The 22825-nt window shown below is 50.5% G+C and carries 23 protein-coding genes; 21 read left to right on the top strand and 2 right to left on the bottom strand.

Features of this window, described 5'->3' with window-relative positions; genetic code table 11:
* Positions 1-321: 321 nt before the first annotated feature.
* The 16 genes from C1752_RS23830 to C1752_RS23905 all read left to right on the top strand — a co-directional run bounded on the left by C1752_RS23830 (position 322) and on the right by C1752_RS23905 (position 15078).
* On the top strand, positions 322-1080 hold the full coding sequence (locus C1752_RS23830; protein WP_233501854.1) for an ABC transporter ATP-binding protein: 759 nt from the start codon (positions 322-324) through the stop codon (positions 1078-1080).
* Positions 1081-3444: an ABC transporter permease gene (locus C1752_RS23835; protein ID WP_110988555.1), complete on the top strand. Its 2364-nt coding sequence runs from the start codon at positions 1081-1083 to the stop codon at positions 3442-3444. It begins immediately after the preceding gene.
* A 13-nt stretch (positions 3445-3457) separates the two neighbouring features.
* A complete protein-coding gene (locus tag C1752_RS23840) occupies positions 3458-4939 on the top strand; it encodes an efflux RND transporter periplasmic adaptor subunit (RefSeq protein WP_110988556.1) in 1482 nt (493 codons plus the stop codon).
* 60 nt (positions 4940-4999) lie between these two features.
* On the top strand, positions 5000-5419 hold the full coding sequence (locus C1752_RS23845) for a hypothetical protein (RefSeq protein ID WP_110988557.1): 420 nt from the start codon (positions 5000-5002) through the stop codon (positions 5417-5419).
* 26 nt (positions 5420-5445) lie between these two features.
* On the top strand, positions 5446-5877 hold the full coding sequence (locus C1752_RS23850) for a hypothetical protein (RefSeq protein ID WP_110988558.1): 432 nt from the start codon (positions 5446-5448) through the stop codon (positions 5875-5877).
* A 31-nt stretch (positions 5878-5908) separates the two neighbouring features.
* Positions 5909-6949 carry a hydrogenase expression/formation protein HypE gene (hypE, locus tag C1752_RS23855; RefSeq protein ID WP_110988559.1) on the top strand — a complete coding sequence of 347 codons (1041 nt, stop codon included), beginning with the start codon at positions 5909-5911 and terminating at the stop codon, positions 6947-6949.
* A 197-nt stretch (positions 6950-7146) separates the two neighbouring features.
* Positions 7147-8580 (top strand): F0F1 ATP synthase subunit beta, encoded by a 1434-nt coding sequence (atpD, locus tag C1752_RS23860; RefSeq protein ID WP_110988560.1) that lies wholly within the window; start codon positions 7147-7149, stop codon positions 8578-8580.
* Between the two features lie 69 nt (positions 8581-8649).
* Positions 8650-9027, top strand: a complete 378-nt coding sequence (locus tag C1752_RS23865; RefSeq protein ID WP_110988561.1) for a F0F1 ATP synthase subunit epsilon — start codon at positions 8650-8652, stop codon at positions 9025-9027.
* Positions 9028-9039: 12 nt separating this feature from the next.
* Positions 9040-9351 carry an AtpZ/AtpI family protein gene (locus C1752_RS23870; protein ID WP_110988562.1) on the top strand — a complete coding sequence of 104 codons (312 nt, stop codon included), beginning with the start codon at positions 9040-9042 and terminating at the stop codon, positions 9349-9351.
* Positions 9348-10577, top strand: a complete 1230-nt coding sequence (locus C1752_RS23875; RefSeq protein WP_110988563.1) for a cation:proton antiporter — start codon at positions 9348-9350, stop codon at positions 10575-10577. The genes C1752_RS23870 and C1752_RS23875 overlap by 4 nt, the downstream gene beginning before the upstream one ends.
* Positions 10574-10888 carry an ATP synthase subunit I gene (locus C1752_RS23880; protein WP_110988564.1) on the top strand — a complete coding sequence of 105 codons (315 nt, stop codon included), beginning with the start codon at positions 10574-10576 and terminating at the stop codon, positions 10886-10888. The genes C1752_RS23875 and C1752_RS23880 overlap by 4 nt, the downstream gene beginning before the upstream one ends.
* Positions 10872-11576 (top strand): F0F1 ATP synthase subunit A, encoded by a 705-nt coding sequence (locus tag C1752_RS23885; RefSeq protein WP_110988565.1) that lies wholly within the window; start codon positions 10872-10874, stop codon positions 11574-11576. Before C1752_RS23880 ends, C1752_RS23885 begins: the two co-directional genes overlap by 17 nt.
* Entirely contained in the window at positions 11569-11859 is a 291-nt protein-coding gene (locus tag C1752_RS23890; protein WP_110988566.1) for a F0F1 ATP synthase subunit C, read from the top strand. Before C1752_RS23885 ends, C1752_RS23890 begins: the two co-directional genes overlap by 8 nt.
* Before the next feature lie 3 nt (positions 11860-11862).
* Positions 11863-12651 carry a F0F1 ATP synthase subunit B family protein gene (locus C1752_RS23895; protein WP_110988567.1) on the top strand — a complete coding sequence of 263 codons (789 nt, stop codon included), beginning with the start codon at positions 11863-11865 and terminating at the stop codon, positions 12649-12651.
* Between the two features lie 3 nt (positions 12652-12654).
* Positions 12655-14187, top strand: coding sequence for an alternate F1F0 ATPase, F1 subunit alpha (locus tag C1752_RS23900; RefSeq protein WP_110988568.1), 1533 nt, complete (start codon positions 12655-12657; stop codon positions 14185-14187).
* Between the two features lie 15 nt (positions 14188-14202).
* Positions 14203-15078 (top strand): F0F1 ATP synthase subunit gamma, encoded by an 876-nt coding sequence (locus C1752_RS23905; protein ID WP_110988569.1) that lies wholly within the window; start codon positions 14203-14205, stop codon positions 15076-15078.
* Positions 15079-15104: 26 nt separating this feature from the next.
* On the opposite strand, the gene C1752_RS23910 is transcribed toward C1752_RS23905, so the two are convergent.
* Both C1752_RS23910 and gifA read right to left on the bottom strand, forming a co-directional pair.
* On the bottom strand, positions 15105-15671 hold the full coding sequence (locus C1752_RS23910) for a DUF3122 domain-containing protein (RefSeq protein WP_110988570.1): 567 nt from the start codon (positions 15669-15671) through the stop codon (positions 15105-15107).
* 284 nt (positions 15672-15955) lie between these two features.
* Positions 15956-16366 (bottom strand): glutamine synthetase inactivation factor IF7A, encoded by a 411-nt coding sequence (gifA, locus tag C1752_RS23920; RefSeq protein WP_110988588.1) that lies wholly within the window; start codon positions 16364-16366, stop codon positions 15956-15958.
* 257 nt (positions 16367-16623) lie between these two features.
* Here gifA and C1752_RS23925 point away from each other — a divergent pair, with 257 nt between their 5' ends.
* The 5 genes from C1752_RS23925 (at position 16624) to C1752_RS23945 (ending at position 22816) form a co-directional block, all read left to right on the top strand.
* A complete protein-coding gene (locus C1752_RS23925; protein WP_110988572.1) occupies positions 16624-18972 on the top strand; it encodes a response regulator in 2349 nt (782 codons plus the stop codon).
* A gap of 4 nt (positions 18973-18976) precedes the next feature.
* Positions 18977-21520, top strand: coding sequence for a PAS domain S-box protein (locus C1752_RS23930; protein WP_110988573.1), 2544 nt, complete (start codon positions 18977-18979; stop codon positions 21518-21520).
* A gap of 4 nt (positions 21521-21524) precedes the next feature.
* Complete coding sequence (locus C1752_RS23935; RefSeq protein WP_110988574.1) at positions 21525-21905, top strand: response regulator; 381 nt, start codon at positions 21525-21527, stop codon at positions 21903-21905.
* Positions 21906-22126: 221 nt separating this feature from the next.
* Entirely contained in the window at positions 22127-22354 is a 228-nt protein-coding gene (locus tag C1752_RS23940; protein WP_110988575.1) for a DUF1830 domain-containing protein, read from the top strand.
* A gap of 213 nt (positions 22355-22567) precedes the next feature.
* Positions 22568-22816, top strand: coding sequence for a DUF1816 domain-containing protein (locus C1752_RS23945; RefSeq protein ID WP_110988576.1), 249 nt, complete (start codon positions 22568-22570; stop codon positions 22814-22816).
* The last annotated feature ends 9 nt before the right edge of the window (positions 22817-22825 follow it).

The following is a 22825-nucleotide window of genomic DNA, read 5'->3' on the forward strand; positions in this document are numbered from 1 at the left end:
AGAGTAGCGCGTGCAGGCTTGGCTGTTCGATCAGGGAAAGCCGTTTGGCAAATTCTTGGGATGAAGGGGACGGTGACTGTTCTCGATTGTCAGATGAAGTTGTATGAGGCATAACAATGCAGTCTTGACCGGATATTTAGCAGGCCGTGATGCTTGTAATGATGCGATCTTAACTCCTGCTGTCTCAGCATATCTCTTAGAGAGGTGGAGCACGATCGCTAATGAGCATCCACACAAGTTCCTCAATTCGCTTCTTTAGGCTGAGATGTGAGGCGATTGCTCTCTTCTATTAACTCAATGTCGTTGTGCTCTTTGTCTACCATGTTCTCTTTAGAATCGCCCAGCGACCCAACCCAATTAACGATCACAGCTCCTCGCGATAGTCTTTTCCAGGTCAGAGGTGTAACGAAGACCTATGTGATGGGCGAAGTGACGGTTGAGGCTCTCAGAGCAGTAGATTTGGACCTCTATGAAGGTGAATTTGTTGTTCTATTAGGCCCATCCGGAAGTGGTAAATCAACCCTGCTGAATATCCTTGGGGGGCTTGATATTCCCTCCAGTGGTCAAGTCACCTTTCACGGCCAAGATTTAACCGCTGCAAATGATCGGACTCTCACCCGATTCCGTCGTGAGAGCGTGGGCTTCGTGTTCCAGTTCTACAATCTGATTCCTAGCCTGACGGCCCGCGAGAATGTTGCTTTGGTCACCGATATCGCTCCCCACCCAATGCACCCTCGGGAGGCGCTGGAGCGGGTTCATTTGGGCGATCGCATCAATCATTTCCCAGCTCAGCTTTCGGGGGGAGAGCAGCAGAGAGTTGCGATCGCAAGAGCCATTGCCAAACGCCCTCAAGTCCTCCTTTGTGACGAACCCACGGGAGCCTTAGACTTTCAGACTGGCAAACTGGTCCTCGAAGCCCTCGCCCAAGTCAATCAAGATTTAGGCACCACAACAGCGGTCATTACACACAATGCTGGCATCGCAGCGATGGCTGACAGGGTAATCACAATGCGGAGTGGGGAGATCGTAACGGTGCAGCGAAATGAACAGAAGGAGTCGCCAGGGGAGCTGGAGTGGTAAATGACATCTCTGGACCAAAAGCTCCTGCGTGATCTTCTTCATCTGAAGGGGCAATTAGTTGCGATCTCACTGATCGTAGCCTGCGGCATAGCCTGTCTGGTCTCCATGCTCAGTGCCTATGATTCCCTACAGCTTTCTCAGCAAACTTACTACGATCGCTATCGGTTTGCAGACGTGTTTGTGCAGCTCAAACGAGCACCAGATTCCCTTGCAGCTCGGATTGCAGAAATTCCCGGTGTACAGCAGGTGCAGACACGGGTCGTTGTGGATGTGAACTTAGATGTGCCAAAGTTGGCGGAACCCGCAACGGGACGGCTTATTGCTATCCCTGAGCAGCAGATGCCGATTTTGAACGATTTATTTATTCGCAAAGGCCAATATATCGAGCCGGGACAGCGGGAGCAAGTCTTAGTCAGTGAAGTATTTGCCCAAGCAAATAATCTAGAGATTGGCGACACACTGGGTGCAGTGATCAATGAACGATGGCAGCAGTTGCGTATTGTGGGCGTTGCCCTATCCCCCGAATACGTTTACGAAATTCGAGGAACGGAGCTTTTTCCTGATAATCAGCGTTTTGGTGTGATGTGGATGGGGCGCGAAGCTCTGGGGACCGCCTTTGATCTTGATGGCGCTTTCAATGATGTGGCGCTGTCGTTGATGCCAGGGACCAATCAATCAGAGGTGATTTTTCGGCTCGATCAACTCTTGGAACCCTATGGAGGCCTGGGGGCTTACCCGCGAGAGGACCAAATCTCGCATCAGTTTATTAACAGTGAGATTGAGAGTTTAGCGGCGTCAGCGGTGATGCTTCCCATCATCTTTCTTGGGATTGCAGCGTTTTTACTGAACTTGGTGCTGGCACGACTGGTGAGTACTCAACGCGATCAGATTGCTGTGCTCAAAGCCTTTGGCTATAGCAATCTTGCCGTAGGTCTGCACTACGTGAAGCTGGTGCTGGCGATTACGATTCTAGGGGCAGGATTAGGGACCGCTCTAGGCGTCTGGTTCGGAGCTGCGATTACTGAGAACTATGCCCGTTTCTACCACTTTCCAGTTTTGGAGTACCGGGCGGGGTTTAATGTAGTTGCGATCGCAATTCAAGTCAGCGTCGGCGCAGCGGTCCTCGGGACATTAACAGCAGTCAAACAGGCCGTCTCCCTTCCCCCCGCAGAAGCGATGCGACCTGAGCCTCCCGCAGTATATCGAGCCACGATTCTAGAACGAGTGGGACTGCAGCGGTTCTTGTCCCCCGTCGGTCAAATTATTGTCCGCAATCTAGAACGGCGGTGGATTCAGGCTGCTTTAGCCATCATCGGCATTGCCGCAGCCGTCGCTATTCTCGTTATCGGTCGCTACTTTGAGGATGCCACGAACTACATCGTTGAAGTTCAGTTTCGCCAGGTGCAGCGCGATGATGTCACCCTGGTCTTTAATGAGCCACTGTCCGGTCGCGCCCGTTATGAACTGAAGCAGTTGCCAGGAGTACTGCAGGCCGAGTCCTTCCGAGCCATACCGGCGCGTCTACGCTTTCAGCATCAAACCCATCTCACTGGGTTGACGGGCCTCGAACCTCAGGGTGAGTTGCGTCGTCTATTAGATCAAGACCTGCATCCAGTTCCCTTACCGAGCAATGGCGTGGTCTTGACCACAAAGTTAGCCGAAATTCTGGGCGTCAACGTGGGTGATCCGCTCACGGTAGAGGTTTTAGAAGGAGAACGCCCCATTCGCACCGTTCCGGTGGTGGGGTTGGTGGACGAACTGATCGGTTTAGGAGCCTATATGGATATCCATGCGATCAACACCTTAATGCGAGAAGGCCAAACCGTCTCAGGAGCCTACCTCTCGGTGGACTCTTACCACTTGAGCAAGCTCTATGCTGAGCTTAAAGAAACACCTGCCGTCGCAAGTGTCGCTCTCCGCGAGCGAGTCATTGAGGAGTTCGACAAAACGATTGCCGAGAGCTTCACCATCTTCACGACGGTCCTGGTTATCTTTGCCAGCGTAATTGCCTTTGGCGTGGTCTACAACGTGGCCCGAATTGCCCTTTCAGAACGAGGACGTGAACTGGCAACCCTACGGATCATAGGGTTCACCAAGGCAGAAATCGCTGTGATCTTGCTGGGCGAACAGGCCATCGTCACCGCCCTTGCAATCCCTCTGGGATGTGGCATCGGATTCGGCCTCGCCGCCCTGATTACCCAAGCCTACGACTGGGAGCTATTTCGCTTCCCGTTAATCGTCACTCCCGCCAGCTACGCCTTCGCCTTTTTCGTGATTACGATCGCGGCCCTTGGTTCAGGATGGCTGATCCGCCGCCAGCTCAATCACCTTGATTTAATTGCAGTCCTCAAAACACGCGAATGAGGAGAAAACACTGATGACTCAACAACAACATCGGTCTCCACTCCCTAGAGTGCGACACCCCCAACCACCCCCATCGGAGCCGCCTCCATCTCCAACCGTTTCTGATGGCGATCCCCCACAGTCCGCCCCCCCTCCATCTCACCATTCCTCAACTCAAAACTCAAAATTCAAAATTCCCAAACGCCTCCCCTACTGGCTAGCCGGTCTAGGCGTCGTCACGCTCATCGCCTTGGCCTTCCGCCCCTCTCCCATCCCCGTAGATTTAGGCGAAGTCAAACGCGGTCCCCTCCAGGTCACAGTAGATGCAGAGGGTAAAACTAGAGTGCGAGATCGCTTCACCGTCGCGGCCTCTGTCTCCGGTCGTCTAGCCCGCATTGACCTAGATCCGGGTGACCCAATTAAAGGCGGCACCGTGATCGCTCGAATTGATCCGCTGCCCCTCAATATCAAGGTGCGAGAGTCGCAGGCTCGACTGCGGGAGCTACGCGCTCAGTTGGCTGGAGTAGAGACCCAACGCCCTAAGTCGGCGGCATTGGCCCAAGCCCAAGCCCAGATTCAAGGTGCGATCGCAACCCAACAACAAGCCGAAGCTAAATATCAAGAAGCCCAGGCCGACCTCGCTCAGACAAGTCGCGATCGCAAACGCGCCCAAGACCTTGAGAAATCCGGTGCCCAATCTCGTAAGGTTAGAGAAGATGCAGAGCTAGCTGAGACTCAACGGCAACAAGAAGTAAAGGCCGCCCGGAATCAGGTGGAAGTTGCCGCAGCAAATGTAGCCGCAGCCCGAAAAGCGCTATCTGTCCTCCAGGCCGAGCAGAAAGATCCTGACTACCTCCAGGATGTCTATCGCGCTCAAATTGCCAGTACAGAATCCACGTTGACCAATCTTGCCGATGAAGCCCGTCGCACTGCTGTTCGCGCTCCGGTGGGGGGGAATGTACTCCGAGTGATGGAAGAAAGTGCTCGCTTTGTTCAGGCAGGCGATCCGCTCCTTGAGTTAGGCAATGCTACCCAACTGGAATTGGCAATCGATGTTCTCTCCACCGATGCAGTTAAAGTCAAACCAGGTGCCTCAATCAACATTGAACACTGGGGTGGAGAGCAACCTCTGCAGGCCCAAGTCCGCTACTTAGAACCGTCAGCCTTCACAGAGGTTTCCGCCTTGGGGGTCGATGAGCAGCGTGTGAATGTGATTGCCAATTTTGCCAATCCACCTCGGTCTTTGGGGGATGGCTATCGGGTCGAAGCTCAAATCGTGGTTTGGGAAGATGAAGACGCCTTGAAAGTTCCTTTGAGTGCCCTGTTTCGTTGTGGCGATCAGGACTGGTGTACGTTTGTGGCTGAGCAGGGGAAAGCCCAGCGGCGTCAGGTGGTGATTGGTCAGCGAAGTAGTTTAGAGGCTGCGGTTGATGAAGGATTGAAAGCAGGTGATCAGGTGATTTTGCATCCCAGTGAGCAGATCAAAGCAGGGCAGTGGATTAGTAACAGATCATAATTTCTCCCTCATAGAAACCTCAAAGTAATTTTTTAGAGTTGGTGTGTGGCAATCTAAACCATGTATGAATTTGAGGAGCTAACTTTTACTATGGAGTACCTCTACTTTTTTGCGAATGCTAGCCTCACACTTGAAGCGATCGACTATTTGATTAAACGCGATCACCTTCCCTTGGATTACGTTACTGTTGTCCATTCACCTGAGGGATGGTTGATTCGGATGAAATTTGACGGATGCATCGAGCCTAAGTTGGAGGCCGATTTCCTGGCGGTAATGAATGAATTTGGCCATCCCTACGAGGCTTCTATGCCGATGGTTATAGCTTTGGAGGGTATAGATACAGGCCAGACAACGGAAGAAATCTTGCATCGACATCTAATTTCAGTCATTGCTCACGGAAAACCAGATCGGAAAAACATCGAAGTCTTTCAGCAAGAGTTCGTCCAAGGGGCATCTATCTGCCCAAAAAGTCTCAAATAGTTGTTGCTGAATGGGAGGATTTTGCGATGATTAATACTAATTCAAGCCAACATTCCGAACAGACTCAGACTGAGTTCGGTTCTTGGGATGCTCCTCTTACAGAACCGCTATCGGGGTCTCAGCCGACGGATCATCCATCACCGATCTCATCTCCCCCCTTTCTCAGCCCCGCAGGTGTCCCAATGCCCTGTGTAATTTCTCTGGCAGGGAGTCCAACCGTGCAGTCTCTAATGCATTGGGGATTGAAGCTCTCTCCGAAGAGTCTCCATGTTGCGGAATGGAGAGATGCTCTGGCGCTTTTGATGTGGCAAGCCTCTGTCCTCCGGTTGTCTCAGATGCTCATTGAAGACGAGTTGAAGCTCAAAGTCTGCCGTAAAGGAACGCTGAGAACTCAAATTCAGAATGCGTTAGCACTCCTCTTTTGGTTGGGGAATGATGGTGTAATGAGCCATGCTTAAATGTCGATGCAGTTCTTAATCGATGTAGCTGATGCAAACGGGTTCGCTGTCTTGTCCGATTCCCATTGAGCAATACCCGCATGTTCTTCTGGCCCATGGGGGCGGTGGCAAATTAATGCATCAGCTCATTGAGCAGATGTTTATGAGATTGTTCCAGCCAGAGGTGCGTTGTCAGCACGATTCGGCAGTGTTGGAGATGCCGTCAGGACGCCTCGCCTTTACGACCGATTCCTATGTGGTACATCCCCTATTTTTCCCTGGGGGTGATATTGGTTCTTTGGCCGTTCACGGGACCATCAACGATCTAGCAATGGCGGGTGCTCGTCCCCTATATCTCAGCGCCAGCTTCATTCTAGAAGAGGGGCTAGCGATGGATACGCTCTGGCAAGTTGTGCAATCAATGCATCAGGCCGCTCAGCAGGCTAATGTACGGGTGGTAACAGGAGACACAAAGGTTGTAGAACGAGGCAAGGGCGACGGTCTGTTTATTAATACAGCGGGCGTTGGTGTGATTGAGCACGAGCAAGTGATCCATCCGCAGTCTGTACGCCCCGGAGATGTCGTGTTGCTCAACGGTGACGTTGGACGCCACGGCATTGCCGTAATCGCAGTTAGGGAAGGGCTAGAGTTTGAAAGCAATATTGAGAGCGATTCTGCTTTGCTCAATGATGTAGTGCTAAAGCTATTAGAGGCTGGGGTTGAGCTGCACTGTTTACGAGATTTGACTCGGGGGGGGCTTGCGAGTGCGTTGAACGAGATTGCAGAAGCCGCAGGGGTTACAATCGCACTCCAAGAAACAAGCATTCCCGTCCGAAAAGATGTGCAGGGAGCCTGTGAGATTCTTGGATTTGATCCGTTATATGTTGCTAACGAAGGACGATTTGTAGCATTTATCCCGCAAAAATCTGTTGATCTAGCCCTTTCCATTTTGCACAGCCAAAATCATCCCTTGGCCCAGGTTATTGGTCAAGTGACAGAGAGTTCAGCGGCTCGTGTCACTATCAAGAGCAGAATTGGAACTCAGCGCATTGTTGACATGCTAAGTGGTGAACAGCTTCCCCGAATTTGCTAAGCGGCTAATGTCAGTTATGTAATTGTCTCGATAACAAACTTTTTGGGTTCTTCCCAGCTTTTGATGTCGCTTACTGCAGTCTTATGAGGTTATAGGTGTAGATACTTCACAAGTTCCTCAAGTTATCGGTTTATAAATCCTAAGTAGAGATTTCTCGGATAAAGCCCTGCGATTTGCTCTCTAGGTGCGGCAATTCAATGATCCAAACTCAATTTGTATCGAAGGAGGGGAGGCCATTGGTTCCTTCCCAAGGCCAGGTGATTGCGATCCGAGGCAGCGTCGTTGATGTTTATTTTCAGGACTCCTTACCTGAACTCTGCAATCTATTGCGTACAGGAACTCAACATCAGATTGCGATTGAAGTCGTCACCTATCTCAGCGCCAACGTGATCCGAGGCATCGCCCTCACGCCCACCCAAGGTCTGGCAAGAGGAGCGCAGGTCACCGACACCGGGCAACCCCTACAGGTGCCCGTGGGCGAACATCTCTTAGGTCGAGTCTTTAACGTGTTTGGTGAACCGATTGATGGCAACGGTCCTGTAAAGGGGGAGCGGCGATCGCTCCATGCCAGCCCCATTCCCCTCGACCAGCGGGCCACGGGCACCGACATTTTAGTGACAGGGATTAAAGCCATTGATCTTTTGGCTCCCCTAGAGCGAGGCAGCAAAGCCGGACTGTTTGGTGGTGCTGGAGTGGGGAAAACGGTTTTGATCACCGAAATGATCCACAACATCGTCAGCCGGTACAACGGTGTCAGTATTTTCTGCGGCGTTGGCGAACGCTCCCGAGAAGGGGAAGAACTCTACCGAGAGATGAAGGCGGCTGGGGTGATCGACAATACCGTGATGGTCTTCGGTCAAATGAACGAGCCGCCAGGTTCGCGCTTTCGCGTGGGTCACGCAGCCCTAACCATGGCCGAGTATTTTCGTGACCAGGCTCATCAAGATGTCTTGCTCATGATTGACAACATCTTCCGTTTTATCCAAGCAGGCTCAGAGGTCTCTGGCTTGATGGGACAGTTGCCTTCTCGCGTTGGATATCAGCCCACACTGGCAACAGAGTTAGCTGAGCTAGAGGAGCGAATTTGCAGCACAGTTCGGGGAGCGATCACTTCCGTACAGGCTGTCTATGTACCTGCCGATGATCTCACCGATCCGGCGGCTGTCCATACCTTTTCTCATCTATCAGCTTCGATTGTCCTCTCTCGTAGACGCACGAGTGAGGGGCTTTACCCTGCCGTAGATCCGCTACAGTCAGGGTCCAAAATGTTGACGCCCACTGTTGTAGGGCAGCGCCATTATCAAGTGGCCCAAGCCGTCCGCAAGAACCTAGCTGACTACGAAGACCTCAAAGACATTATCGCCATGCTGGGTCTAGAGGAATTGGCCCAGAACGAACGCCAAACCGTTTATCGTGCTCGTCGATTAGAGCGATTTCTGACCCAACCTTTTTTCACCACGGAACAATTTACGGGTATACCGGGCAAGCTTGTGAGTCTTGACGAGACTCTAGAAGGCTGTGAGGCGATCTTGAGTGATGAGTTTTCAGAGTTACCAGAGCAGGCGTTGTACATGATTGGCACGGTTGGTGAGGTGAGACAACGTGGTGAGGTAGCGAGATGGAGGAGGTAGCGAGTTATGAGTTTTGAAGGATGAGTTTCGAGTTAGGACTATCTTCATCTCTGAAATTTTTGTGAAATCATGCAAATCCAGATCTTTCTGCCGAATGAAATTTTGATTGACCAGTCTGTGAGTAAAGTCACGGCAGAGGCTGAGCATGGCACATTTTGTCTGTTGCCGCACCACATTGATTGTTTAGCAATTCTGGTTCCTGGCATTGTGACGCTGGTTGCTGACCAGGGCGAGGAAACCTTTGTCGCAGTAGATGAAGGGATTTTAGTGAAGTCTGGATCAGAGGTTCGGATCTCGACTCGCAATGCAGCGCAGGGGACAGAGTTAAATTGCTTGAAACAGCAGGTTGAGCAACAGTTCCGTGCAATCGATGAACAAGAACGATTAACCCGGTCTGCCCTCGCTCAGTTAGAAGCAAGTTTGGCACGTTACTTTACTGCGCTGTAGGGAGTGGCATTGATGGGCAAACCACAACACCCAGAGGATTTGAATCCAACTAGAAAGGATGCGTTTCAAAGACAGGTCGAGGGTAAGGTTGACCGCAAAATCAAAGCGCGTCAACAGAAGAAGAGCGTCTGGTTTGGGTTAGGGATGTTTGGGTTAGTGGGGTGGTCGGTGGCGATTCCAACGCTGCTGGGCATTGCGCTGGGTGTGTGGCTCGACAGGCATATTTCTAGTCGCTATTCCTGGACTCTGATGATGTTGGTGATTGGGATGGGTTTAGGCTGCTTCAATGCCTGGTACTGGATCAGCAAGGAGAGCGGTCGATGAATGAGACGGTTCTTCTTTATCTTGTCTTGCTGGTTGGGACAACCGTTGTGGTGTCTATTTTGATCAAGGCAGGGCTGGAACGGATCGGTGTAGCTCCGTTAGTGGGGTATGTGTTGCTTGGCTTTGTTTTACAACTTTTAGATAGTCGTGGTTTTCTAACCTCCAACACCGTCTTAGAAGTCTATGGTTTTCTGGCAGAGCTAGGCATTATCTCGTTACTGTTCCGAGTTGGCCTAGAGAGCAACCTCAGTGGATTATTACGTCAGTTACCCCACGCTTGCTTCCTGCTTACGGGGGATGTGCTGCTGAGCGGGTCTTTTGGTTTTGTCACAGCCTATTTCCTGTTGAAATTATCACTGATTCCCAGTCTGTTTATTAGCATTGCGCTGGTGGCAACGAGCGTGGGTATTTCGCTCAGCGTATGGCAAGAATCCCAGGCGCTCAACTCAAAAAACGGAGAGTTACTCCTCGATATCGCTGAGATGGATGACATTGCGGCGATTATTCTCATGTCCTTATTGTTCGCAATTGCTCCGTTTTGGAATGGTGGTCAAGAAATAAGTTTCATTCCCCTTCTCGGGGAAGTGCTTGGACCGTTCCTATTAAAAGTTCTGATTTTTGGTACGTTCTGCTTGATCTTTTTCCGCTATATTGAGCACCCACTCACTCATTTTTTCAGCAAGATTGAGCCAGCCCCCGATCCGATGTTGATGGTTGCGGGGACTGGTTTTATGATTGCTGCTCTAGCTGGACTATTGGGTTTTTCCGTTGCTGTAGGGGCATTCTTTGCCGGACTGGCATTTAGCCGTGATCCAGAAGCCGTCAAACTGGATGCCTCTTTTGGAGCGCTGTACGAATTCTTTGTTCCCTTTTTCTTTGTCAATATTGGCTTGCAGATTAAGTTGCAGGCTCTGGAAACTGCGCTGGGATTGAGTGTACTGCTCCTGATCGTAGCACTGCTCGGTAAGCTCATTGGCATTGGGGGACTGATGTTGATCACTCGAAGCGAGGCTGCAAGTGCGACATTGTTGGGAATTAGTATGATTCCTCGTGCAGAAATTACGATGGTGATTATGCAGAGAGGGCGTGATTTAGGAGATTGGGCAGTATCGTCTCAAATTTTTGCTGGTATGGCCTTGGTTGCGATCGCAACCTGCATCATCTCTCCAGTACTGCTATACCCCTTACTCAAGCAGTGGCCTCAAAAACAAGAGGTTAAAGCATGACCGAAATCTCACCTACATTAATCACTGCACTCTTGTTAGGGGGAGGCTTAGGGATACTCTACTTCGGCGGTTTGTGGTTCACCATTCAACAGCTAACCCACACAAAGAAACCTGTGGTACTAATGTGGACCAGCTTCTTACTGCGTCTGGGAGCTGTGCTCGGCTTCTTTCATCTCATTCTTCAGCACGGCGCGACCGATCAATTGCTTGCGTTATTGCTGCTTTGCTTTCTAGGATTCCTCCTGGCTCGGAATCTTTTGATTAGCAGCGTTATACCCAAGAGGAGGCTAAAAAATGAATCTCACCCCTGATCAAATTATCATCTGGCAATGGGGAGCATTCTCTCTCAATGCCACGCTGCTTTTCACTTGGCTGGTCATGGGACTGCTGGTGATGGGTTCTTGGCTCATCACTCGTCAGCTCTCAAACTCGACGCAGATATCACGAGGGCAGAACCTTCTAGAGGTTATCGTTCTGGGGATTAGCAACCAGATCCAGGAAATTAGCGAGCAACCGCCTGGACCTTATCTACCCTTTGTAGGGACGCTCTTTATTTTTATTGCGTTTTCAAATCTGTTCAGCGTGGTTCCGGGCTATCAGCCTCCGACAGGGTCTCTCTCGACCACAACGGCATTGGCGCTCTGTGTTTTCTGTGCCGTCCCCCTCTATGGGATCAAGAAAAAAGGAGTTTGGGGCTATCTGCAGCAATATCTACAGCCGAGTCCGGTAATGCTGCCCTTTAATATCATTGGAGACTTCTCGCGAATTGTAGCCCTTGCGGTTCGCCTGTTCGGCAATGTCATGAGTGGCACCATGATTGTCGCTATTCTGCTGTCCGTGGCTCCGTTGCTATTCCCCGTGGTCATGCAAATGCTGGGGTTATTAACCGGATTGATTCAAGCCTATATTTTCGCCATTCTGGCAATGGTGTTTATCGCGGCAGCGAGCCAGGTAGACAAGAAACAACATCCGACTATCAGTGAGGAAACCCATGGATAATATTGCCTTAATCGGGATGGCTTCGATTGTGATGTCAGGATTCACTATAGCCATTGGTTCCATTGGTCCTGCCTTGGGAGAGGGGCGAGCGTTATCCCAAGCGCTCAGCGCCATTGCTCAACAGCCCGATGAAGCTAATACCATCACGCGGGTGCTGTTTGTCGGCATGGCGCTGGTGGAATCAACAGCCATTTACTGCTTTGTAATTACGCTAATTTTGATTTTTGCCAATCCCTTTTGGGCCTACGTCGTAGAGCAGGCCATTACGGCGGGGGGAGGGTAGGAAATGCTAATCGATCCCTTAACCACCTTTGCCCAAATCATCAATTTTCTGATTTTGGTGGCATTGCTGAAGCGGTTCCTCTATGTTCCGATTACCCGCGTGATGAAACAGCGAGAGCACCGCATTGCAATGCAGCTACAGGAGGCTGCAGCCAAAGAGGAAATGGCTCAACAAGAAGCGGAACGATATCGCCAAATGCAGCGTGATCTAGAGGCTCAGCAGGCTCAATTCCTAGCGCAGGCCCAACTGGATGCGGATGAGCATCGACAAATGTTGCTGCAGAACGCACGGGAAGATGTGGATAGCATCCATGCTACATGGACTGCGGCGGTCGAGTGCGAGAAGCAGGTGTTTTTGGGGGCACTCAGGCAGCGGGCGGGGCAGCAGGTGGCGACAACGGTGCGCGGCGTGCTTCGAGACTTGGCGAACACGAATTTAGAGCTGCAGATAGTCGAAGCTTTTATCGTTCATTTGAGTCACCTCACCGTGCAGGAACAAGAGACGCTAGAGGCGGCCTTATCAACCTCAAATGCTCAAGAACTGGTTATTCAGAGTACATTCCCGATTTCGGCTGTAGACCAAGCCAGGGTACTGGAAGCATTGTATGTGCAGACCACGACTCTGGTAGGTCTTGGCATGGGCCAGTTTGTAATCGTTCCCGATCTGATGTGTGGGATTGAACTGAAGATTCCGGGATACAAGCTGGCTTGGAACCTAGCGCACTACCTTGAGCGCCTAGAAGAGAATTTAGCACGGGTTTTGGATAGTACCGCATTAGCGGAGGACGGATAAATAATGGCGACGCCCGAGCTTGATATTTTGAAGCCGGTTTTGGAGGACGTTTTTGCAGCCTTTGAGCAGGTTGAAGGTCAGTATCCCTTTGAATTGCGAAGTCAGGAAGTAGGGACGGTAACCAGTTTGGGCCACGGTATTGCGCGGGCGACGGGGCTGACCCATGTTCAATCCGAGGAGCTGGTGAAATTTCCTGGAGATCGCATGGGCATTGCCTTCAACCTCGATCCAGAGGAAGTGGGCCTAATTTTGCTCGATGATAGCCGTTCTTTGAAGGCGGGATGCGAAGTTCAGCGCACTGGGCGGGTCTTAGACGTACCAGTGGGAGAAGCGTTTTTAGGTCGCGTAGTGGATGCGACCGGACGCCCCCTCGATCACCGAGGGATAGTGAGGACGTTTGAGCGTCGCGCCGTTGAACGGGAAGCTCCAGCAATTATGGATCGTGCTCCGGTGACGGTACCGCTGCAGACGGGGATTAAGGTGATTGATGCGCTGATTCCCATTGGTCGGGGACAGCGGGAACTGATTTTAGGCGATCGCCAAACGGGTAAAACAGCCATTGCCATCGATACGATCCTCAACCAGAAGGGCAAGGACATCATCTGTATCTATTGCGCCATCGGCCAGCGCAGTTCTGCCGTAGCTAAGTTAATTGCGGAATTACGAGATCGCAATGCAATGGACTACTGCATCGTAGTAGTGGCTGGAGGCGAAGCGACACCCGGCCTGCAATACATTACCCCCTACGCCGCCACCACAATGGCAGAGTACTTCATGGAACAGGGGCGAGACGTGTTGATCATCTACGACGATCTGATTCAACATGCCCGTGCCTATCGTGAACTGTCGCTGCTGCTGCGCCGCCCGCCTGGTCGTGAAGCCTTCCCTGGCGATATTTTCTATATTCATGCTCGGTTATTAGAGCGGGCCACTCATCTGCACCCTGATTTAGGCGGTGGCTCTTTAACCGCCCTACCCATTATCGAAACGGAGGCCCAAAATCTATCGGCCTATATTCCGACGAACCTGGTCTCAATTACCGACGGGCAAATCTATCTGACGCCCGATCTGTTTCAAAAGGGGATATTCCCCGCCGTGGATGTGGGGAAATCTGTTTCCCGTGTAGGAGGAAAAGCTCAGCTCCCGGCTTATCGAAGCGTTGCGGGTGATTTACGCCTCTCCTATTCACAGTTTGAAGAGTTAGAATCCTTTGCTCGGTTTGGGACTCGTCTGGAAGCGTCAACCCTCCAGTCTTTAGATCGCGGTCGTCGGGTTCGAGAAGTTTTGCAGCAGCGACAGTATCAGCCTCTGTCGGTTGAGGGGCAAATTGCCGTGCTGTTGGCGGTGACTCAAGGGTTATTTGATACAGTCCCCCTCGATCAAGTATCTGAGGTAGAGGATCAGGTCGGTCAGGCTGTGCAGCGAGAGTTACCGGAGATCTGCGATCGGATTCAGAGTGGGACTAAGCTGAGTGAAGACGATCGCAATTCTCTTCTGCAGTGCATCGCAGCGAACTTATCAAATTGGTCGGAATAAAGGGGAGTAGGAACTATGAAAACCGCCGAAGCCCTGAAGCGTCAAATCGCCAGCACCCAAGAGTTGCAAACTGTTGCTAAGACCATGAAAGCGCTTGCTGCTGTCAATATTCGCCAGTATGAACAGGCAGCTATCGCCCTGAAGCAATATAGCCATACGCTCAGAATGGGACGGCAGATTTTTCTGATTAACTACCCTGAAGCCTTAGCTGAGTTACGGCCATCGGTTCACCGTCGTCTAGGGGCGGTCATTTTTGGCTCAGATCAGGGGATGTGTGGTCGCTTCAATGAACAGTTAGCTCAATATGTCATTCATGAGTTGAATCGAATTTCTTCACAGATGAAGGAGCCGCTTTTGTTGGGGATGGGATCACGGGTTTGCGATCGCATCCAAGAACAAGGCTTCCCTATCGAACGATGTCTATCTGTCCCCGCTTCCGTAGAGGGGATTACGGCTAAGATACAAACCATTGTTCTGCAGCTCGAACAGTGGCGAACCGCACAACAGGTAGATCAAATTTGGGTGTTCCATAACCGAGCCGCGAAAGGCGCAACCTCTACCCCTCGCCAACGGCAGATTTTTCCACTCTCGATTCGAGGATCGCAGCGTCCCTGGTCCTCTCGCTGTCGTCCAATGGTGTCTCAAAGTCGAGAGCAGCTTTTCTCGGCGTTATTTCGGCAGCACTTCTTTGTCACCCTTTACCGTGCCTGTGCTGAATCGCTTGCCAGCGAAAATGCTAGTCGCCTCACATCAATGCAGTTAGCTCAGAACAATATTACAGAGCATCTCACTGAGCTGCAGGCCATCTTTCAGCAACAACGTCAGACCAAGATTACTGAAGAATTGCTCGATATTGTGTCCGGTTTTGAAGCTCTGAACCGACCACATTAACCGCGAACTTAAAGTTCATAACTGACTCAACTTCCTGTACAAAGAATATCGGCACAGGTGGCCACTGTCTGCCATTCTTGAATGACCAGAGCCGGAATCGTCAGCTTGACTGTCTTCTCATCTTCAGTTGAGATTGCCGAAGGCCATTCGGCAGCTATCGAAAGCTCTAGAGGCCCATTCAACTCAGACACAATTGGCTTGAGGTCATACTGATTAATATTTGGGGCTAGAGGGCGATCTATGTACAGTGATTCTGGAACGCTGACTGCCTCTAGAGTGTTTCCATGAGACGGGATGAGGGTGAGTGGTTGTTCATGATCGACACTCACTCTATCAGTGGGTCCTGCAAGCTGCAAAGATATTGTAGGTGGACTGGCAAAACCTGTGTGTTTTGAGACAACGACCTCCCAAGAATACCCTTGCTGATCCCGCAGTGTTTGCTGTGACTGATAAAGCATCTGGCCTTGACTTTCTCGGGTCAGAGTGACGGCAGCAACGGCAGGCGTGAGTGTTCCTATGCTCAAGACTAGCAGCAATGCTAAAGCACTTGTCAGCAAAAACCAGAAAGCACCTGTGCGGGTCCAATTTCTCATTTTGTTTGTTTTAGCATTCTAAACATCACAAAGTCTTGCACGACCGACTCCAGCAGCGCTCTAAGAAGATTCGCTGTTTCTCTGCCTCGTGCTCTTTCGTAAAACAACGCTCTAATAGCTGTTTGCTATAAGTTTTAGAGAATTTGAATGGATTCATGACGGTTTCATCTTGAAAAAGAGGCTGATTCAGATACACCCATACCGTCTTCATCAGCCTCAGAACTGGATTTCCCATGACTAAGACCTCCTATTTGTTAACTCTTCTATCTGTGACTTCGCGCAGGCTAGCTCATGGCTGCAGCGCTGCGATCGTAGGTGGCTCGAAAGCTGGGATGGACTTTCCCTTGAATGTGATTCCAGTATTGGGTGGGGTCAGCCACCATGTGAATGTCAGCCGTCAAACGACCTAACATGCTTTGCTGGCGCTGCTTAATGGCTCGATGATGGTTCATCATCAACCAGCGGGCTTCATCGGTGGCGGACTTACATCCAGCCGCTGCGGGCTGCTTTTGACCTGCCGTGCGATACTCAACACCCCGATAGGTTAGGTCAGCCTCAGGTTTGGTTACTGGGAACTCATGGAGGATATGGCGTGGGAATGCTACGCCTCGATATTTACCTGCTTCCTTTTGCTTGCCATAGTTGACGTCTGGAGGTGTGTAGTCGTAGGTGACACCTCGATATTTGAGTTGCATTGTCTCATCTCCTTTCGCAGAGTACATTGAGTCTCTACCTTGACTGTAGGCTGATCATCTGAGGACTTTATGAAGGCTATTCAGGCTTGATGCTCCTCACAAGATCCTCAACTTCCTGGCTTATTTTGAAATCTACCTGATGACCAAGCCATGAAAGACCAAGATTTAAGGATCTCTGGACTGTTGGTAAAACGTTTTATGGGTAATCTGAAAGATCAAGCTTGAATCTATTACCCCAGCAGCGATGGAGACCTCCTGTGAGAATTCTAATTGTCGAGGATGATGCGTTAACCGCTGAAGCTCTGAAAACCTTGTTTACAGATCAGAACTATGCGGTTGAACTGACCGCCGATGGTCATACGGCTGCCGATCTGGTGGAGGCGTTTGAGTATGACCTGATTCTGTCAGATGTGATGCTGCCGGGGTTAGATGGTGTGAGTCTATGTCGTCAGTTGAGATCGCAAGGTCACAGAACCCCCATCCTGCTCCTCACTGGCAAAGACAACGGCCACGACAAAGCGGTGGGTCTCGATGCCGGAGCCGACGATTACGTCGTCAAGCCCTTCGATCCTGAAGAACTTGCAGCTCGCGTGCGTGCGCTCCTGCGTCGAGGGGAACAAACAATTCTTCCTATCCTGGAATGGGAAGCGGTGAGGCTGGATCCTAAAGCTTGTGAAGTCCGCTATAACGACTCTCTTCTGCAGTTGACGCCCAAGGAATATGGACTTTTAGAACTGTTAATGCGGAATAATCGCCGGGTCTTTAGCTGCGGTATGGTCCTAGAACATCTATGGGCCTACGAAGATATCCCTGGCGAAGATGCAGTGAGAACCCACATCAAGGGGCTGCGGCAAAAGTTGAAAGCAGCCGGTGCGCCCACTGATTTGATTGAGACCGTTTACGGGATTGGGTATCGTTTGAAGCCCCTAGCAGATTTGGCAAAATCCCAAACGGTACCTGTTGCCGAAACTCCAGTTCACCAGCAGACCTTAAACGCCATTGCCGACATCTGGGTTAAGTTTCAGCCCCGCGTCAGCAAGCAGGTGGGGGTTCTAGAAGAGGCTGCTACTGCTCTAGATCACGGCTCCCTTAATCCCCAGCTACACCAAAAAGCTCGGCAGGAAGCTCACACACTTGCGGGAGGGTTGGGAACCTTTGGTCTTCCAGAAGGATCTCGGGTTGCTCGCAATATTGAGCGTCTATTGAAGGCTGATACAGCTCTTACTAAGACTCAAGTGCTTCAGTTGCAGCAAGATGTTGCTGCGCTCCGCCAGGAAGTTGACTGTGCAGATCATCACCCGCAGGTTGCTCCGATGAAGAGCGATGAGCAGTCCGTTGTTTTGATTGTCGATTGCGATCTCATCTCCCTTAAGTCCTTAACCAATGAAGCCCAACAGCGGCAAATTCGCTGTCAGACCGCTACGAGTATCACATTAGCGAGAGATCAAATTCAGCGGCAGCATCCGAGTCTAGTCCTCTATGAACCTGCGGCGGCTGAAAGCGAAGCACAAAGCTCAGCCTTTCTCCTAACGCTCTCTCAACAAAGCCCCCCGGTGCCCGTCTTGATTTTCACTTCAGAAGAGAGCTTCTCTGATCGCATTACAGCCGCCCGTCTGGGAGGGCAGGCCTACCTATCAAAATCGCTTCCCACAGAGCAAGTGTGGGATCGGGTCGAACATACACTCCAGTCAGCGGGGCTGATTGAAGCTCAAGTCATGATTGTAGATGATGATCCTAAAATTCTGGAGGCTGTGGCTGCGCTCCTCAAACCTTGGGGGCTTGCTGTAACGACGCTGAAAGATCCTAGTCAATTTTGGGAGACCCTGACCGCTTGCTCCCCAGATCTTTTAGTTCTAGACGTTGAAATGCCTCAAATTAGCGGGGTAGACCTGTGCAAAGTGGTACGAAACGATCCGCAGTGGGAGCAGTTACCCATCATCTTTTTGACCGCTCACACTGAGCCTGAGACGGTTAACCAGGTTTATGTTGTGGGAGCCGATGATTTTGTCAGTAAGCCCATTGTGGGGCCAGAGCTGGTGGTCCGCATTCTCAATCGTCTAGAGCGCTCTAGACTGCAGCAACAGATCTCTGAGACTGACCCTGTGACTCAAGTGCTGAATCGAAAAGAGTCTATACAAACCCTAGAAAATCTATTGAACGAAGTGAAGCATCAACCGCTATGTCTGATTATGCTAGAGGTTGAGCGAATTCAACAGATCAATGATTGCTTTGGTTTCGAGACGGGTGATCAGATTCTAAAACATGTGACTCAATGCATCCTGCAGTCTAAGGCTGCTGGAGATGTAGTGGTTCGCAAAAGCGGAACACATTTTGTTGTGGGACTGCGGGGTCTGACAAAAACAGAGGGTCGCCAGTGGTTTCATGCTCTCATGACCCTCATTGACCACAGGACTTTTAATGCGCCTGATCACACCCCGCTGCAGATTACCTGTAGTGCTGGTATTGCCCAGTATCCTGATCATGCCCAGTATCCTGATCAGGGGACTGAGCTGCAGCGTCTCTTTTGCATCGCAGAGACCGCAAAGGCGAGAGGCTGGGGGCAAGTACATTCTGTTCAGCCCCTGACTACAACAAAGGGAGGTTAATGAGATGGCTGCTTCTATTTCACTTAACCTCCAGGAAGCGGTCTTGGAAACCATGGATGCCTTGCTTGTGGTTTTAGATCGGCAAGGACGGATTGTTCAATTCAATCGGGCCTGCGAGAAAACAACGGGCTATTCCTTTGTTGAGGTGGAAGGTAAAGCCGTTTGGGATGTGCTGTTAGTTCCTGAAGAACGTGAGTCGGTCAAAGCCGTCTTTACAGAGCTGGAAAACAAGAAATATGCTAGCCGAAATGAGAATTATTGGGTGAGTAAAACGGGGCAGCGGCATTTGATTGCCTGGTCAAATACGATGTTGCTTGACACGCAAAACGATGTGGAATATATCATTGGGACCGGCATTGATATTACCGAACGTCGTCAAAGTGAAATCGCCCTTCAACAGCAGGTCAGGTATGAACAACTTTTAAGTGAGATTGCAGCACATATCCGTCAGTCCCTGGACTTGAATGAAGTTCTCAACACGACCGTCACTGAGGTGCAGCGGGTCTTAGACACAGATCGCGTCTTGATTTTTCGGTTTGAGCCTAATTGGAACGGCAAGGTTCTCGTTGAGTCCCTGGGGTCGCAGACTTGGATGTCAGCGCTAGGGATGCAAATTCATGATCCTTGCTTTGCCAAAACCTACGTTGAACCCTATCGAAAGGGACGAATTTTCAGTATTGAAGACATTCATCAGGCTGGTTTGTCTCCCTGCCTGGTGGAGCTACTCGATCAGTTTCAAGTCCAGGCCAACCTTGTCGTTCCGATTCTGCAAGGGGATCAGCTCTGGGGGCTGTTGGTTGCTCACCATTGTTCTTCTCCCCGACAGTGGCAGCAGCAAGATATTAACCTGCTCACTCGACTGGCGACTCAACTTGCGATCGCAATCCAGCAGTCTGAACTCTACCAACAACTGCAGACTGAGCTGACCGAACGTGAGCAAGTGGAAGTCGTTCTTCAGGAAGCTCGTAAAAATCTCGAAAGCAAAGTCACAGAACGCACCACCGAACTGATCAGCGTCAATCAGCAGCTCAACCTAGAACTCATAGAGCGTCGCGAAGCCGAAAAAGCGCTGCAGGTCTCCCAAGACCGCTTTGCAGGCATTCTCGAAATTGCTGATGATGCCATCATTTCCATTGATGCTGAGCAAAATATTACCCTTTTCAACCAAGGCGCTGAGCGAACGTTTGGCTATGCCGCAATCGATATCCTCGGTCAGTCCCTCGATCTGCTGCTGCCCTTCCAGTCGGCTCAGAACCATCGTCAGCAGGTTGAGAAGTATAGTCTGTCTTCCCAGCCATCCCGAGAAATGGGGGAGCGACGGGAAGTCTATGGTCGTCGCCAGGACGGTAGCGAGTTCCCTGCTGAAGCCTCAATTTCTAAACTTGAACTGGAATCAGAAACGATTTACACCGTTATCCTGCGCGATATTTCGCAGCGGAAGCAGGACCAGGAAAATCTAGAGCAGTTGAGTCATCAAAATGAACTCATTCTTAATGCCATTGATGAAGGACTTTGCGGCTTGAACCGGCAGGGCCAGTTCACCTTCGTCAATGCCGCCGCAGAACGCTACCTAGGATACGCTGCTGCTAACTTGATTGATCAGCCCATTGAGCGGTTGTTACCCGACACCCATGTACCGGATGCTTTAGCTTCGGTTTATGCCTCAATGAAAACGGGAACCATTGAGACCATCCAGAACGCAACCTTTTGCCATAAAAATCAGTCCTGTTTCCCTGTAGAGTACCTCGCGACCCCCATTCAGGAACGAGGAGAGATTGTCGGCGCTGTGATCACCTTTAGAGATATTAGCGATCGTCAGGTGATGGAGCGATTGAAGGATGAGTTTATCTCTATCGTCAGTCACGAGCTGCGTACCCCCCTGACCTCCATTCACGGTTCACTGCAGATGATGGCGAGCGGGATGCTCAGTACTCAACCGGAGAAGAGTCAGCGGTTGCTCAAGATTGCAGCAGAAAGCACCAATCGTTTGGTGCGATTGATTAACGACATCCTTGACGTGGAACGGATCGAGTCAGGACATGTGAGAATGGCTTTCCAGATCTATAATGCTGCCGAGTTGATGACTCAAGCCGCCAACACTATGCAAGGGATGGCTGACAGCATGGGTATTTCCTTGTCTGTGACTCCTCTGACGGTTGATCTTTGGGCCGACCCAGACCGCATTCTGCAAACCTTCACGAACTTACTGAGTAACGCCATCAAATTTTCAGAGGCGGGGAGTACCGTTTGGCTAAACGCCAAGCGTATAGAACCGCAACGAGCGGGCGATCAATCTTGGGTTCGCTTCAGTGTTAAAGATCAGGGCCGAGGGATTCCCGAAGACAAAATAGACCTAGTTTTTGAACGGTTTCAGCAGGCCGATTCCTCAGACACCCGTAACTACGAAGGGACAGGTTTAGGTTTAGCAATCTGCCGCAGTGTTGTGCAGCAACACTGCGGGCAAATCTGGGTCGAGAGTCAGTTTGGGCAAGGCAGCACCTTCTACTTTACGATTCCTGAGTCTTCTTCAGCGTCAGTGAGTGAGTGATTCCATGTCTACCAAACGAGTCCTGGTGATTGATGACGAACGCTATATCCAAGAGATCATCCAAATTGCTCTTGAAACAATTAGTGGCTGGCAAGTGGTGACAGCCAACTCTGGCTTAGAAGGGTTAGACATGGCTGAGCAAAAACAGCCCGACGCCATTCTTTTGGATGTGATGATGCCTGACATAGATGGGTTAACCACATTTAAGAAGCTACAGGCGAATCCAGCTACACAGTCTATCCCTGTTATTTTACTGACGGCAAAGGTTCAGGCCGCCGATCAAGGGCGGTATCAGGACTTGGGAGTGAAGGCCACAATCTCTAAACCCTTCGACCCTCTGCAGTTGCCGGACCAGATATCTACACTGCTGGATTGGACTGCATAGAGTTGAGACTGCTTACCGTTCTCCTATTTTTTTGCCGAGTGGATGGCGAAGAATACATTCTCCTTCACAGCTTCCACAGATTTATCGGTTAGTCTCTCCTGTATCCGTGAGGAGCTGGCTTCAGGCAAGATGTGAAGGACTGCAGAAGCGCTCAATCGCCAATGGAGCAAGTCGCAGTGATATCTCTACTGACTTCAAAGACCGCAAGTTATTCGGGTGGAATGAAGCAAGCTACGAAAACAGTGTGTCGCTATATCAACCATACACGGCAGTTTCAGATTGTCCGAATTGCAAATGTCTCTGACACCTTTTTTGAGCGGACTGTCTTGCCTGGACATCAAGTTGTATTCGAAGCTGACTTTGATGCTGAACTAGAGGTTCATACCTATGAGATCGCAACGGCTATTTTGACGGCGAGAATTAGTTGCGATCGCTTAGCGTCGATCTAAAACCCTCACTTTCCGTAAGTCAATAGCTGCTCTCACTCGTTAGTGTAAATGCTGAAACCCTATCGATAAAAGCTCAGTATAGATGCATAACTCTTCATCATGAAATTTGTAACGGATTCTTCTGTTGGATTGAATGCAGCTATCAGTAGTATGGAGCAGCTTTCTTTTCTGCACTTTTCAAAGACAGATTCTGAGCTATCAAGGATGACTTAAATGTTTTTGTTTCGCTCTAGCAAAAAAGATACGCTCTGGTGGCTGGAAATTGAAACCCAAACGCCCAAATGCACTTACTATTTCGGCCCCTTCGACAGTGCAAAGGAAGCTAGGCATCATAGAGCTGGGTACGTCGATGACTTACGAAATGAACAGGCTGTAGGACTCGTGACAAAAATCAAGAGATGGCAAACCGAAACATTGACCATCTTTGATGAAGAGAAATTAACGCTAAAACCTCATCTATAGAAAGGGATA

It is taken from the genome of Acaryochloris thomasi RCC1774 (genome assembly GCF_003231495.1).
In the GTDB taxonomy this organism is placed as follows: Bacteria; Cyanobacteriota; Cyanobacteriia; order Thermosynechococcales; family Thermosynechococcaceae; genus RCC1774.